This window comes from Saccharopolyspora rosea, from assembly GCF_025643595.1.
GTDB lineage: Bacteria > Actinomycetota > Actinomycetes > Mycobacteriales > Pseudonocardiaceae > Saccharopolyspora > Saccharopolyspora rosea.
The window spans coordinates 2,851,308-2,865,875 of record NZ_CP102826.1 but is presented as its reverse complement, the minus strand read 5'-3'; the positions used below and the strand labels follow the sequence as shown (position 1 = coordinate 2,865,875).

The following is a 14,568-nucleotide window of genomic DNA, read 5'->3' as shown; positions in this document are numbered from 1 at the left end:
CGGTCAGCCGACGACCGGTTCGGTGTGCGGCGTGCGACGGGTGCCCAGGTGCCCGGCCAGGTGCTCGGCGAGTTCGCGGGCGTCGGCCGCCGCGCCGTCGATGAGGGTCGACTTGCGGCGCCGCAGGAACGGCATTCCCAGGAGGTAGAGCCCGGGCCAGGCGGTCACCCCGCCGTCGTGCCGGATCCGCCCCTTGCGGTCGCGCACCGGGACGTCCAGCCAGGAGGTGTCGGGCCGGAACCCGGTGGCCCAGACGATGCTGCGGATGCCGCTGCGGCGCGGGTCCAGCGTCAGCGGCGGGTCCGGCGGCAGTTCGGTCGCGGGGAAGCGCTCCACCGGTCCGCAGTCCCGGAATCCCGACGACTCCGCCCAGGCGTCGAAGGTGTCCAGCAACCGCCCCAGCTTCAGGTCGGCCAGCGCGCACACGTTGCGCAGCGAACCGGAGAACTGCAACGCGCCGTCCCGCACACCGGCCAGCCTGCCGACCAGCCGCACCCCGAGGCGGCGCAACGCGTTGAGGTCGAGCGTGCGCGGTGCTCCGACGAGCTGCATCGAGGGCAGTCCCCGGGCCCGGGTCAGATCCGGTACGTCCACATAGGACTCGTCGAGCAGGCCGCTGGCGTCCATCCACCACAGCACGTCGAGCCCGCGGTAGGTCCGCGGCATCCGCACGTGCTCGCCGACCGCGAGCGTCACCGGCCTGCCGGACCGGTGCACTTCCTCGGCGATCTGGACCCCGCTGGAGGAGGCGCCGACGACGAGCACGCCGCCTTCCGGCAGCTGCTCGGGCGTCCGGTAGTCCAGGGCGGTGAGGGTGGCCAGTTCCGGCGGGACCGCCTCGGCGAGCGCGGGGACGCGCGGTTGGTTGCACGCGCCGGAGGCCAGCACGACGGTGCGCGACCTCCAGTCGCCCTGGTCGGTGCGCACCAGGAACCCGTCCTCGGCGGGGCGCACCGAGGTGACCGCGGTGCCGGTGCGCACCGGTGCGCCCGTCGCGGTGGCGTACTCGGCGATCAGCTGCGCGGTCTCCGCGGCCGTCCGGTAGCCGTCGGGATCGGTTCCGGGGTAGCTGCGCCCCGGCAACCTGGTCATCCAGTTCGGCGTCAGCAGCCGGAACGAGTCCCACCGCTGGGTCCGCCACGAGTGCGCCACCTCGCCGCGTTCGAGCACCACGTGGTCGATGGAACGCTCGGCGAGGCAGCGGCTCACGGCCAACCCGCAGTGACCCGCGCCGACGACGACAGCGGACAGCTTCGGCATGGTTGGATCTCCTGGCAGCGGCCCGGTTCAGGCCACCTCCACCGAGACGTCCGTGGGGTTGGTGAGGATGTCGTAGACGGCCGAGCGCTTCTGCGACTGCGCGACGAGGGCCTTGATCTCGTCGGGACCGGCATCGGCGTCGATGTCGTAGCTGACCCGCACGCCGCTGAACCCGTTGCGGACCTCGGGATCGGCGCCGAGGATGCCGTGCAGGTCGAAGTCGGCCTCGATGGTGGCCCGGACCGAGCGCAACTGGATCGACCGCTGCTGCGCGACCGACGCGACGCCCGCGGTCAGGCAGCTGCCCAGCGCCACCAGCACCAGTTCCACCGGCGTCGCGCCGTTGTCCTCGGCGGCGAACGCCTCGGGGTGGTCGGCGTCGAAGCGGAACGTCCTCTTGTGCCGCTGCTCCTCCCCGAACCCGTAAAACGATTCCACAGTGGACTCGCTGTGGGTCCCCCGCACCCACGAGTTCGTCGCGCGCCAGCGGAACCGGGCGATCTCCGGGGTGTCGGCGAGCGCGTTGCGGGCGCCGAGCAGGGCTTCGACGTTGACGCCGTTGTCGACCGGCAGATCGGTCGAGGTCATGGATTTCCTCCTGTGCAGGGTGGTTGGCCGGTCGGGTCACCGCCGGCGGCGGGACGCCGAGCGGGAATCCGGTCATGGCGCGGCCGCATCGCCGAGGCGCTCCGCGGTCGGGGCGTGCGGATGCGGTCAGCTGCCGGCCTTCCGGCCAACGAGGGGTGGAATGGTCCGGAGCGCGCGCGGACCGGCGACGATCGTGAAAGACGTGCGGTACCAGGCGTTCTCAGCAGGGCGTGGTCGCACACAGGGCGCTGGCGGTTCGACGCAGATCAACGTGGCGTCGAGTGATGAACCGCTGCCCTTGGCGCATGGCCGACAGTTTGCCAGCACGCTGTGTCGCGGTCAACGCACGATCCGTTCGGCGCCGACTGGTTTCACCGCCCGGAAACCTCGCGGCAACACGATCTCCTCGATGGTCCACTGTAGATGGTGCTCCGGCGGGGAGAGCCGCTCGCGCCAGAGGCGACCGCCGGGCCCGCGGGCGAGGCGGGACCCAGCCGACGGTCCGCCACCGCCGCGCACGGGCACCGGGTCCCGCGCGCCCGCGATCCCGGAAATGCGCGGAACGCCGGTTATGCGTGGATTCCTGAGGGGTCTCCACCGGCATCCACCGGACACCCACCGCACCCGGGATCGTTTCGAATACACTCCCGAACGACCATGATCGCCGTCGCACCGGCGCTGCTCCGCGGGCGCACCGCGGAACTCGACCGGTGGAGGAGTTGCTCGATGCGGGACGAACAGGCCACTTCAGACGGATCCGGTGCGGGCGGGGTTTTCTCGCGCCGTCGGCTGCTGGCCCTCTGCGGAGCCGTCGGGGTCGCCGGCCTGGCAGCGTGCGAATCCCGAAGCGGGTCCGACCACTCCGGAAGCGGGTCGGACCACTCCGGCGTCGCGCCGTCGCCTCCCCCGGGGACGGCGCGCGTCACGGCGCCGCCCGCGAACGGGGTCCTCGGGGCGAACTTCAACGGTGACCCGAGCGGCATGACGTTCACCGAGCTGCAGGACGTCTCCGCGACGTGGCTGCGGGGGTTCTTCCCGATGCCCGATGCCGACCACGGCGACCCGGCCGGCCACGACTCGATCCGGACGCTGCTGACCGCGAGCGGACTGGGGTACGGCACCGTCCTGTCGCTGAAGTTCCCCTACTTCCACCAGCCCCTCCCGACACCGGGAAGCCCCGCCATGGACACCGCGCTCAAGCGGTTGGACGCGGTGCTCCCGGCGGTGATGGGCAAAGTGGACATCCTGGCCATCGGCAACGAACCGTTCACGCGACGAGGACCACGACCGCCTCAACGCCTTCTACGAGGCCATGGCGCGGCGCGTCATCGCCTACCGGAACGAGCACGGCGGGCCGACGTCCAAGACCCGGCTGTACATGGGCGCGCTCAACCACCTCGACCGCCCCGACTGGCGCACGTCCGCCACCGAGCGGTGGATGGCGTTCGTCCGCGAGACACCGGAGCTCGACGGCACGGACATCCACCCGCACCTGCCCGCCCCCGGCGCGGACAAGGCGTACTTGGACTACATCCTCCCGCGGATGCGCGGCGACCAGAAGTTCCTGGCCACCGAGTTCTCCCTGGTGCTGTTCTACCAGCAGCACCTGACCGATCCGATGCCCGCCGAATTCACCCGCAGCAACGGGCTGCCGGGCGGACCGGTGTGGAAGACCATCAAGAGCGCCCTCGACAAGCCGTTCACGCAGCAGGAGTGGGACGGTTTCCTCGCCGCGCTCCCGTGGTTCGCCAGCCACAAGGACTACCTGACCGCCCAGGTCGGGAGGTTCCGCGCGACCGGGCGGCTCGCGGTGGCCACCTACGGCGTGGTGCAGGACGCCGCGATGTCGCGGGACTTCGGTCCGAAGTCGACGCCGTGGCTGCTCAACAGCCTGTTCTGCCCGCGGACCGTGCAGCCGGGTGCGGACGGTCGGCCCGGCCGGAACAACACGTGGATCCCGCAGTTCCAGGCCCTGCAGCACACGTGACGGGCGCGGCGCGCGCCCACCTCGCGCACCGGCCCTGAACAGCGGCCGGACCGCAAGCCGTTCCACCCGGGGCACGGCTCCGGCCGCCATCCGGAACGACGGCGCACACCGCCACGACTCCCCGCAGTGATCACGCCACTACGGGGAGTGCTCCGCCGCGCCCGCGGAACTTCCCGCACCGGCACGACGTTCGGTTGTCACCTGGACGAACGGTCGGGCCGGTCCCGCCACCGCCGCCGACGGCGCCGTCGGCGGACGCGGCGCGCTCCGGGCGAAACGCCTGCGACGGGCAATCGGTGGGAAAAACGAGATCTGGCGAGAAATCGTCACCGGGGTTCTCCCCGGCGGACCCCTCCGGACACCGTAGTTGACCCAGTCGGTTCACACAGCGTCTACATGAGGGGTCAACGTGAACGGAGCGGAGTCCGCACCCCCGGCGACGAGCGCGCCGAGCGAGAACCCCGGCCGTCCGATGGGGACCGAGCGGCCCGGATGGGTCCCGAGCCCCGCCGAACTGTCCGATGTGGAGCTGTTGCTGGACGGGGCTTTCCCGCCGCTGACCGGGTTCCTCGGCTCGGCGGACGTCGCGTCGGTCCGCACTCGCCACCAGCTGCGCGACGGAACGCCCTGGCCCGCTCCGATCACCCTCGCCGTCCCCGCCGAACTCGGGTCGGCGGACGAGATCGAACTCCGCGACGCCGAAGGCGCCCCGGTCGCCGTCGTGCGCAACGAGGCACCGTGGACCGGCGGAGACGTCGTGCACGTCGCCGGACCGGTCCGCGCGGCCGGCGCTCCCGGCGGTGCGCTGCGCACGATGCGCCCGCCCGCCGCCGCCGTGCGGGAGTCCCTCCCGGACCGGCCGGTCCTCGGAATGCTCCCGGAACACCCGTTGCACCTCAGGGAACTCGCCCAGCTCCGGCAGCTGGCCGAGGACACCGGCGCGCACGTGCTGCTGCTGCCACGGCTGCGCGGCCCCCGCCCGGAACTGCTCGTGCAGGCCCTGCTCGCGGCCCGCCCGCAGCTCCCGGAAGGCACCACGATCGTCCCGGTCCCGCTGGTGCGGCGCGACGACCCGAAGCGCGACGCGCTGCTGTGCGCGCACGTCGCCGCGGCCTACGGCGCCACCCGGCTGATCACGACGACACCGCTGGAGAACTCGCCGATCCCCGCGGTCGAGCCGCCGGAGTTCGTCCGCGACGACACCGACCGGTGGCGGCCCGCCACCGCGGTCGCCCCGGCGCGGCGGCGCCCCGGGCTCGGCGCGGACGAACTGCGCGAACACCTGGACACCGGTACCCCGCTGCCCGACTGGTTCACCACCCCGGCCATCGCCGAACAGCAGCAGCGGTTGCACCCGCCCCTGTCGCGGCGCGGGTTCGCGGTGCTGTTCACCGGGCTGTCCGGAGCGGGCAAGTCGACGCTCGCGCGGGCGCTGCGCGACGACCTCGGCAGGCACGACCACCGGGCGGTGACCCTGCTCGACGGCGACGAGGTGCGCCGCACGCTGTGCGCGGGGCTGGGCTTCTCGCCCGAGGACCGCAGCCGCAACGTGCGCCGGATCGGGTTCGTCGCGGCCGAGGTGGTCCGGCACGGCGGTGCGGCGATCTGCGCGCCGATCGCGCCGTACCGGGCCGACCGGGACGCGGTGCGCCGGATGGTCGAGGAGGTCGGCGGCTTCGTGCTGGTGCACGTCGCGACCCCGCTCGGGGAGTGCGAACGGCGCGACCGCAAGGGCCTCTACCGCAAAGCCCGCGCGGGCGCGTTGCCGGAGTTCACCGGGGTCTCCGCGCCCTACGAGGTCCCCCGGGACGCGGACCTCGTCCTGGACACCGCCCGGATGTCGCGGGAGGAAGCCGTCGGCCGCGTCGCGGCGCTGCTGCGGGAACGGGGCTGGGTGCGCCCGTGGGAGTGACCGCGACGGGCCCGGGTGGACCGGGTGCGCCGGTCGATCTGGAGTGGACGAGGAGGAATCGGGTGGGCGAAGACGATCACGAACTCGCCGCGCGGCTGGCGCGGCAGGCCGGGGACCGGCTGCTCGGGCTCCATTCCGGACGAACGTCCGAAGTGGACCCTAGGGTGCTGGGCGACGCGGGCGACAACGCGTCGCACGAACTGCTCCTCGCCGAACTGGCGCGCACCCGCCCGCGCGACTCGGTGCTGTCCGAGCACGGCGTGGCCGGGCCGCCGCGGGAGTCCTGCCCGCGGGTGTGGGTCGTCGATCCGCTCGACGGGACCAGGGAGTTCACCGAGCCCGGCCGCACCGACTGGGCGGTGCACGTGGCGCTCGTCGAAGACCACGCGGTGACCGCTTCGGCGGTGGCGCTGCCCGCGCGGGCGGCGGTGCTCGACACCGGGGCGCCGCCGCGGTTGCCGAGCCGCCCCGCCGGGCGTCCGCGCATCGCGGTCAGCCGCAGCCGCCCGCCCGCGTTCGTCGACGAGGTCGCCGGGGCGCTCGATGCCGAGACCGTCCTGATGGGTTCGGCGGGCGCGAAGATCGCCGCCGTGGTCCTCGGCGAGGTCGACGCCTACCTGCACGCCGGCGGTCAGTACGAGTGGGACAGCGCCGCCCCGGTGGGCGTGGCCCGCGCCGCCGGACTGCACGCCAGTCGCCTCGACGGCTCCGAGCTGACCTACGACCGCGCGGACCCGTGGTTGCCGGATCTGCTGGTGTGCCGCCCCGAACTGGCCGACGCCCTGCTGACCGCCGTGTCCCGAACCACCGTCGAGACCCGATCCGAGGTGAGCCGTTGATGCCCGGACCGTCCCGTTTGGACCTGCTGGAATCCGAGGCGGTGCACCTGATCCGCGAGGTGGCCGCGGAGTTCGACCGTCCGGCGCTGCTGTTCTCCGGCGGCAAGGACTCCGCGGTGTTGCTGCGGCTGGCGGAGAAGTCCTTCGCCCCCGCACCGATCCCGTTCCCGGTGCTGCACGTCGACACCGGGCACAACTTCGACGAGGTGCTCGACTTCCGGGACCGCCGGGCCGCCGAGCTCGGGGTGCGGCTGGTGGTCGCCTCCGTGCAGGAGTCCATCGACGCCGGCCGTGTCGCCGAACCCGGTGGCCCGTGGCCCAGCCGGAACCGGGCGCAGACGGTGACGTTGCTCGACGCGGTCCGGGAGCACGGCTTCGACGCGCTGCTCGGCGGCGCCCGGCGCGACGAGGAACGCGCCCGGGCGAAGGAGCGGATGCTGTCCTTCCGGGACTCCTTCGGCCAGTGGGATCCGCGCAACCAGCGCCCGGAGCTGTGGAACCTCTACAACGGGCTGATCCACCCCGGCGAGAGCGTGCGCGCGTTCCCGCTGTCGAACTGGACCGAGCGGGACGTGTGGAGCTACGTCGAACGCGACCGGGTCGAACTGCCGTCGCTGTACTTCGCGCACCTCCGCAAGGTGTTCGAGCGCGACGGGATGCTGCTGGCCGACAACCCGTTCCTGGACCGGGCTCCCGAGGAGGTGCTCACCGAACGTTCCGTGCGGTTCCGCACGGTCGGCGACATGACCTGCACCGGGGCCGTGCCCTCCGAGGCCGCCACGGTGTCCGAGGTGATCGCCGAGATCGCGGCCACGCGCGTCACCGAACGCGGCCAGACCCGCGCCGACGACCGGTTGGGAGCGGCGGCGATGGAGGACCGCAAGCGGGAGGGGTACTTCTGATGACGACGACCGGACCGGCCTTCGCCCCCGCCGACAGCCTGCTGCGCTTCGCCACCGCGGGTGCCGTCGACGACGGCAAGAGCACGCTGATCGGCCGCCTGCTGCACGACTCGAAGTCGCTGCTGGCCGACCAGGTGGAAGCCCTGGAACTGGCCGGCCGGGAACGCGGCGACGCCGGTCTCGACCTGGCGATGGTCACCGACGGGCTGCGCGCGGAACGGGAGCAGGGCATCACGATCGACGTGGCGCACCGCTACTTCGAGACCGCCCGGCGCGCCTTCATCATCGCCGACACCCCGGGGCACGCCCAGTACACCCGCAACATGGTCACCGGTGCGTCCACAGCGGACCTGGCGATCGTGCTGGTCGACGCGCGCAACGGGCTCACTGAGCAGAGCCGCAGGCACGCGGTGCTGTCCGGGCTGCTGCGCGTGCCGGAACTGGTGCTGGCGGTGAACAAGATGGATCTCGTGGACCACGACCAGCGGGTGTTCGCCGACGTCGCGGCGGAGTTCGCGCGGTTCACCGCCGAGCTGGAACTCGGTGCGGTCACCGCGATCCCGATCTCCGCGCTGCACGGGGACAACGTGGTGCACCGGTCGGATTCGATGCCCTGGTACGACGGTCCGGCCCTGCTGGAACACCTGGAGGAGGCGCACACCGGCCGCCATGAGTCCACACAGGACTTCCGGTTCCCGGTGCAGTGCGTGCTCCGCGCCGACGGCCACCGCGGTTACGCGGGCCAGATCGCCGCAGGGGCGGTGGCCGCCGGTGACGAAGTGCTGCACCTGCCCTCGGGGGTGCGCACCCGCGTCGCCTCGGTGGACACCGCCGACGGTGCGCTCGCCCGGGCGGGTGCACCGCAGTCGGTGTCGGTGCGGTTGACCGACGACATCGACGTGGGGCGCGGCGACATGCTCTGCGCGCCGGGCGCCGCGCCCACCGCGGCCGCCCAGCTGCGCGCGACGGTGTGCTGGATGACCGGCGACAGCGCGTTGCGGCCCGGAAAACGCCTGCTGCTCAAGCACACCACGCGCACCGTCCGGGCGGAGGTCACCGAGGTGCGGCACCGGGTCGACGTCACCACGTTGCGCCGCGACGACGCCGACGAGCTCGGCCTCAACGACATCGGCGAGATCGTGCTGCGGCTGGCGCAGCCGGTCTTCTGCGACCCCTACGAGCGCAACCGGCTCACCGGGGGCGGACTGCTCATCGACGAGGCGACCCACGCCACCGCCGGTGCCGTCCTGATCACCGAAGCCGGCTGAGCGGCGGATCTTCCCAGCAACACACGAGGAGCACGACATGGTCAAGATCATCGGAGCCGGTTTCGGCCGCACCGGGACGGCCTCGCTGAAAGCGGCGCTGGAACACCTCGGCTTCGGCCCCTGCTACCACATGCTCGAAGTGATCGCGCAGCCCGAGCGGATCCACGACTGGGAGCGGGCCCTGGACGGCGAGGTGTCCGACTGGGACAGCGTGCTCGGCGGTTTCCAGTCCACAGTGGATTGGCCGGGGTGCGCCTTCTGGCGCGAACTGCTCGACGCCTACCCGGACGCCAAGGTGGTGCTCACCGTCCGCGATCCGCAGCGCTGGTACGACAGCACCCACGAGACCATCTACCAGTTCGCCCAGAACCCGCCGGCCGAGGCCGCCGACGACTTCGCCGCGACACTGCGGCCCACCATCATGCGGATGATCTGGGACGGCACCTTCGGCGGCGAATTCGCCGACCGCGAGCACGCCATCGACGTCTTCGAACGGCACAACGCCGAGGTCCAGCGCGTGGTGCCCGCCGACCGGCTGCTGGTCTACCGGGTCGGCGACGGCTGGCGACCGCTGTGCGACTTCCTGGGCGTCGCCGTGCCCGAGGAACGGTTCCCGCACGTCAACGACCGCACCGCGATCCGCGAGCTCGTCGAGCGGGTCAGCACCGAGGGCGAGGTGCCCTCCCCGTTCACCAACGCCTGATCCCCGAGGAGCCCCGATGAGCACCGACCCCACTCCGCCCGCGATCGGCCGCCGGGCGGTGCTGCGGATGCTGGCCGCGGCCTCCGCGGCTCCCCTGCTGACCGCCACCGGCGGTGCACCGGCCTCCGCCGCGCCCCAGGCGCCCCAGGGCGGCCGCAGCTACCTGACGCGACCCGACCTGCACCCGCCGCTGGTGGAGATCACCACTCCCCCGCGGGGCACCGCACCCGGCCACATCGCGCTGACCCCCGCGCCCGCGAACGTGTTCGACGAGCACGCGCCCGCCCCGCGTGGTTCGGTGCAGCCCGGCGCCCTGCTCATGGACGACACCGGCGAGCCGGTGTGGTTCTCCCCGGCGCCGCAGGGCGTGATAGCCAACCTCGAAGTGCAGCGCTACCAGGACAAGCCGGTGCTGACCTGGTGGGAGGGCACGGTCCGGGTACCGCCCGGCTTCGGTTACGGCCAGTACGCGATCGTCGACCAGAACTACCGCCGCATCGCGACCGTGCAGGCGGGCAACGGCTTGCAGGCGGACATGCACGAGTTCGTGATCACCCCGCGCGGCACGGCGCTTCTGGTCGGCTACGCCGAGGTGCGGGTCGACACGACGCCGGTCGGTGGGGCGCCCAATGCCAAGGTGCTGGAAGGCGTCGTGCAGGAGATCGACATCGCCCGCGGCGACGTGCTGTTCGAGTGGCGCAGCCTCCAGCACGTCGGCCTCGACGAGTCGTTCCTGCCCGCGCCGACCGACCCGGAGCAGTGGTTCGACTACATCCACCTCAACGCGGTGTGCGAGGACGGGGACGGCGCGCTGCTGGTCTCGGCGCGCTGCACCCACACCGTGTACCGGATCGACCGGTCCACGGGCGAGGTGACCTGGCGGCTCAACGGCAGGAAGAGCGACTTCGCGATGGGCAGCGACGCGGCGTTCGCCTGGCAGCACGACGTGCGCAGGCAGCCCGACGGCACCATCACCGTGTTCGACAACGCCGACGCGGCCCCCGGCCGGGGGCGCTCCCGCGCGCTGGCGCTGGTCGTGGACGACGGCGCCCGCACGGCGAACGTGGTCCGCAGCACCGACAGCCCCGAGCGGCTGCTCTCCCCGAACCAGGGCAACAACCAGGTGCTCGGCGACCGGCACCTGTTCGTCGGCTGGGGCGGCAAGCCGTACTTCACCGAGTTCGGCCCGCGCGACGAGGTCCTGTTCCACGGCAGGTTCACCGAACCCATCACCTCCTACCGCGCGTACCGGGCGGCCTGGGTCGGCCGACCGCTCGACGCCCCCGCGGTCGTCGGGCAGCCCGGCAACGGGGGCACCAGCGTGTACGCGAGTTGGAACGGCGCCACCGAGGTGGCGAAGTGGCGGGTGCTGGCCGGACCGGACGAGCAGCACCTGGCGCCGGTCCGGGACGCGGACCGCACCGGGTTCGAGACCCGCGTGGACATCCCCGGGGCGCAGGCGTTCGTCGCCGTGCAGGCCCTGGACGCCTCCGGCGCGGTGCTCGGCACGTCTCCCACCGCTCGGGTGGGCTGACCCCGCGCCGGGTTCCGGCCGCACCGCCGGAACCCGGCGCGGGTGGCGCCTTCGAGGACTTTCGGCCAGCTGACAGCGGTCCCGGCAGCACCGACGCTGGGAACCGACCGGCCGGCACGATCCGGGGAGGCAGTCATGGCCGAAAAACACGAAATGCGATGGGGCGGGCTCGCCGGGATCGGCTCGCTGGTCCTGGTGCTCATCGCCGGAATCCTGCTCCGCGGCGCACCGCGGATCGCCGATTCCGCGGACACGATCTCGGCCTTCCTGGTGTCCTGGCGGACCACCGTCATGGCCGCCGTGCTGCTGTACCTCGCCGCGGCCGCGCTGTTCGTGTGGTTCGGGTCGACGATGGCGACCGCGTTCCGCCTGGCGATGCCGAACAGCGACGGACCGGCCGTGGTGCTCGCCGGGTTCGTGCTGACCGGCACCATCGCCTTCCTCGGCACGGCGGCGCTCGGCGGCATGGCCTACGCGCTGACCAACCACCCGGTGCTGCTCGGGCTCGCCGCCGCCCCCTACACCGCCCTGGGCATCGTGGCCACGCTGACCGGCATGGCGGTCGCGCTGCCCCTGGCGGCCTGCGCGGCCTGCATCGCCCGCACCGACGTGTTCCCGCAGTGGACCGCCTGGTTCTCCGGTGTCGTCGCCGTCATCGCCGTGCTCGGCGCGATCACCGTCGTGCTCGGCGGTGCCCTGGCCACCGGTGGCGCCGTCGCGGGTTACGTGCCCAGCGTCCTGACCGGCCTGTGGATGCTGACCATGAGCGTGTTCCTGGTCCGCGAACACCTGCCGATGGTCACCACGGGACGCGAACGCGCCCCCGGCCCCGCGTGAACACCGGCCGCCGCGGCCCCGCCGATTCCAGCGCGGACGAGCTGCTGCTGGACGGCATCGACACGACGTGAGCCCGCCGTCCGGATGCGGGTAGTCCTCCTGCGGGGCAGCAACGAGCACGGGGAGGGCAGCAGCATGCCGTTCGGGGATCGGGACGAGGCCGGGCGCCGCCTGGCCGGACGGCTGGCCGGGTACCGCACCGCGGACGCGGTGGTGCTCGGCGTACCCAGGGGTGGGGTGCCGGTCGCGCGCCGGGTCGCGGAGGCGCTCGACGCTCCGCTGGACGTGATCGTGGTGCGCCGGCTCCGGGTGCCGGACCATCCCGAACTCGGGCTGGGTGCGGTCGCGGAGGCCGACGTCCGCATCATCGACGACGAGGTGGTCTTCCGAACGGGGGTCGGCGAACGGGACCTCGCCGCGGCGGAGGAGCGGGCGCGCGCCGAGCTCGCCGAGCAGGCCGCTCGGCTCCGCGCGGCCCGCTCGCGGGTCGACGTGGCCGGGCGGACGGCCACCGTCGTCGACGACGGTGCGGCGACCGGCACCAGCACCCACGCGGCCTGCCGGGTGGCGCGGGAGCAGGGCGCGTCGCGGGTCGTGCTGGCCCTCCCGGTCGCCCCGCCGGAAGCGTTGCGGCGCCTCGCCGAGGTCGTCGACGAGATCGTGTGCCTGGAGACTCCCCTGGCGTTGCCGAGCATCGGCGAGTGGTACCGCGACTTCGACGAGGTCCGCGACGCCGACGTCGCCGCCCTCCTCGGGGCGACGCCCGCACCGCGCACCGGATGAGGCACGACGATCCCGAAGCCGAACGCTCAGCGCGCCAGCAGCAGCGGGCACGGGGCCTCGTGCACCAGTTGCCTGCTGGTGGACCCCAGCCCCAGCATCCCCAGGCGGCTGCGGCGGGCGCCCACGACCAGCAACCGGCCCCGGGTCGCGCGTTCCACCAGGGCGGTCGCCGCCCGACCGTGGATCACCACGCGCCGCACCTCGACGTCCGGGTACTTGTCCGCCCACCCGGCCACCACCTCGGCCAACGCCTCGTCCTCCGCCCGCTGGACGGCCTCGGCACCGGCCTGCGAACGCCACGCGCGCAGCCCGCGCTCGGACATGGCCGCGCGCCAGGCGTGCACGACCTCCAGCGGAGCCCCCCGGGACGCGGCGGCCTCGTAGGCCGCGCGCAGCGCCACCTCGTCGGGCTGGGCTCCCACACCCACGACGACCGGGCCTTCGGCCGAGGCGTCCACGGGCGTCCGGATCACCGCGGCGGAACCGTGCCCGTGCGCGGCCAGGCCCATGGCCACCGAGCCCACCACGAGTCCCGCGAACCCGCCGAGGCCGCGGCTGCCGACCACGGTCAGCCTGGCGTGCCGCAACTCCTCGACCAGCGCGGGCAACGGGCCGCCCACGCGGATGAAGGTGCGGGCGCGCACCTCCGGCGCCGCAGCGAGGGCCACCTCCTTGGCGCGGTGCAGCCACGTCTCCGCCTGCTCCGCCATCGCCTGCGAGTAGCCCTCCGGGATCCGCACGGAGGGCAGATCCGGCAGGTACGCCAGACCGAACACGTCGCAGAACACGATGCGCAACCAGGTCCCGCACCGGCCCGCTTCCTCCGCCGCCCAGCGCGTCGCGTCGAGCGCCGACGGGGAACCGTCGATCCCGACCACCACGGGCGGGTCGTCGTGCGCCGTCACCGCGTCGTTCGCAGCCATCGAGCACCTCCTGCCACCCACGTTCCACCGACGTCCGGCTCCGCAGCAGGGCCATCGGGCCCTCCCGGGCCGCGGCGCGGTCCACTTCGGACGATCGATCCGCCGGTCATCCGGCGGGGAGCACCGCGACCGGGCGCGGAGCGCGGTTCACCACCGCGTGGCTGACCGAGCCGAGCACGGCGCGCTTGACGCGGCCCCGGCCGTGACTGCCGACCACGACCAGGCTCGCCTGCTCGGCCTCGCGCAGCAGGGCGTGCACGGGTTTTTCCGGCGTGACCGCGCGGCGCACCGACACGTCCGGGTAGTGCTCCTTCCACCCGGCGACGGACTCGGCGAGCACTTCCTCGGCCGCACCGCGCACTTCGCTCCAGGGCAGCTCCCAGCTCCGGACGCGGCGGAAGGGATCGAGCGGCAGGTCGCTCCACGCGTGCACGGCGACGAGTTCGAGGTCGTGCCGGGAGGCGAAGTCGTAGCCGAAGCCGATCGCGCGTTCGCTGGTCCGCGAGCCGTCGACCCCCACCACGACCGGTCCCCCGGACCGCTGATCACCAGAACCGCGCACGACGACCACCGGACCACCGGCGCGGCGCGCCAGGACCTCCGCCGAGGTCGCCCCGACCACGCCGAAGCCGTCGGCGGTCCGCGGTCCGCCCAGCACGAGGAGTTCGGCCCGCTCCGCCAGGTCCGCGAGCACCTCCGCCGGGTCGCCGAGCGGCAGGTCGCTGCGCACCTCGACGTCGGGCGCGAGGTCGCGGACGACCTCGGTCGCCATGTCGAGTTCGGACCGCAGCTCCTCCCGGAGTGGTTGCACCACCTCGTTGCGCTCCGGCAGCCGCTTCTGCACGTCCTCGTCCTCCGGCCAGGTCAGCACGTGCACCAGCCGCAGCGGCCGGCGACGGCCGGCCGCCTCCAGCGCGGCCCACCGGACCGCCCGGCGCGACGAGTCCGACAGGTCCACCCCGACGAGGACCTCCCTGCGTCCCGACTCGACCATCGGAATCCCCCACCCCGCTGCCACGATGTGCCCGCGCG

At 73.3% G+C, this 14,568-nt stretch carries 14 protein-coding genes; 9 read left to right on the top strand and 5 right to left on the bottom strand.

Going from position 1 to position 14,568, the window contains the following annotated elements; all coding sequences use genetic code 11:
- Window positions 1-3: 3 nt before the first annotated feature.
- The 3 genes from NV263_RS13320 to NV263_RS30705 all read right to left on the bottom strand — a co-directional run bounded on the left by NV263_RS13320 (window position 4) and on the right by NV263_RS30705 (window position 2,155).
- On the bottom strand, window positions 4-1,260 hold the full coding sequence (locus NV263_RS13320) for an NAD(P)-binding domain-containing protein (protein WP_263253431.1): 1,257 nt from the start codon (window positions 1,258-1,260) through the stop codon (window positions 4-6).
- Between the two features lie 27 nt (window positions 1,261-1,287).
- Window positions 1,288-1,848 carry an OsmC family protein gene (locus NV263_RS13315; RefSeq protein WP_263253429.1) on the bottom strand — a complete coding sequence of 187 codons (561 nt, stop codon included), beginning with the start codon at window positions 1,846-1,848 and terminating at the stop codon, window positions 1,288-1,290.
- A gap of 220 nt (window positions 1,849-2,068) precedes the next feature.
- On the bottom strand, window positions 2,069-2,155 hold the full coding sequence (locus NV263_RS30705) for a putative leader peptide (protein ID WP_380759490.1): 87 nt from the start codon (window positions 2,153-2,155) through the stop codon (window positions 2,069-2,071).
- 1,005 nt (window positions 2,156-3,160) lie between these two features.
- Here NV263_RS30705 and NV263_RS13310 point away from each other — a divergent pair.
- The 9 genes from NV263_RS13310 (at window position 3,161) to NV263_RS13270 (ending at window position 12,613) form a co-directional block, all read left to right on the top strand.
- Complete coding sequence (locus NV263_RS13310; protein ID WP_263253428.1) at window positions 3,161-3,835, top strand: hypothetical protein; 675 nt, start codon at window positions 3,161-3,163, stop codon at window positions 3,833-3,835.
- Between the two features lie 409 nt (window positions 3,836-4,244).
- Entirely contained in the window at window positions 4,245-5,747 is a 1,503-nt protein-coding gene (gene cysC / locus NV263_RS13305) for an adenylyl-sulfate kinase (RefSeq protein ID WP_263253426.1), read from the top strand.
- Window positions 5,748-5,809: 62 nt separating this feature from the next.
- Window positions 5,810-6,586: a 3'(2'),5'-bisphosphate nucleotidase CysQ gene (locus NV263_RS13300; RefSeq protein WP_263253424.1), complete on the top strand. Its 777-nt coding sequence runs from the start codon at window positions 5,810-5,812 to the stop codon at window positions 6,584-6,586.
- Entirely contained in the window at window positions 6,586-7,488 is a 903-nt protein-coding gene (gene cysD, locus NV263_RS13295; protein WP_263253422.1) for a sulfate adenylyltransferase subunit CysD, read from the top strand. The genes NV263_RS13300 and cysD overlap by 1 nt, the downstream gene beginning before the upstream one ends.
- Entirely contained in the window at window positions 7,488-8,756 is a 1,269-nt protein-coding gene (locus tag NV263_RS13290; protein WP_263253420.1) for a sulfate adenylyltransferase subunit 1, read from the top strand. Before cysD ends, NV263_RS13290 begins: the two co-directional genes overlap by 1 nt.
- Window positions 8,757-8,793: 37 nt before the next feature.
- Window positions 8,794-9,459: a sulfotransferase family protein gene (locus NV263_RS13285; RefSeq protein ID WP_263253418.1), complete on the top strand. Its 666-nt coding sequence runs from the start codon at window positions 8,794-8,796 to the stop codon at window positions 9,457-9,459.
- A 16-nt stretch (window positions 9,460-9,475) separates the two neighbouring features.
- Window positions 9,476-10,993: an arylsulfotransferase family protein gene (locus NV263_RS13280; protein ID WP_263253416.1), complete on the top strand. Its 1,518-nt coding sequence runs from the start codon at window positions 9,476-9,478 to the stop codon at window positions 10,991-10,993.
- 135 nt (window positions 10,994-11,128) lie between these two features.
- Complete coding sequence (locus tag NV263_RS13275) at window positions 11,129-11,830, top strand: hypothetical protein (protein ID WP_263253414.1); 702 nt, start codon at window positions 11,129-11,131, stop codon at window positions 11,828-11,830.
- An 84-nt stretch (window positions 11,831-11,914) separates the two neighbouring features.
- Complete coding sequence (locus tag NV263_RS13270; RefSeq protein WP_263253412.1) at window positions 11,915-12,613, top strand: phosphoribosyltransferase; 699 nt, start codon at window positions 11,915-11,917, stop codon at window positions 12,611-12,613.
- A gap of 26 nt (window positions 12,614-12,639) precedes the next feature.
- Here NV263_RS13270 and NV263_RS13265 read toward each other — a convergent pair whose 3' ends face one another.
- The gene (locus NV263_RS13265; protein ID WP_263253410.1) at window positions 12,640-13,536 is read right to left on the bottom strand and encodes a universal stress protein; all 897 of its coding nucleotides are present in this window, start codon (window positions 13,534-13,536) and stop codon (window positions 12,640-12,642) included.
- Between the two features lie 106 nt (window positions 13,537-13,642).
- Window positions 13,643-14,530, bottom strand: a complete 888-nt coding sequence (locus NV263_RS13260; RefSeq protein WP_263253408.1) for a universal stress protein — start codon at window positions 14,528-14,530, stop codon at window positions 13,643-13,645.
- Window positions 14,531-14,568: the final 38 nt, after the last annotated feature.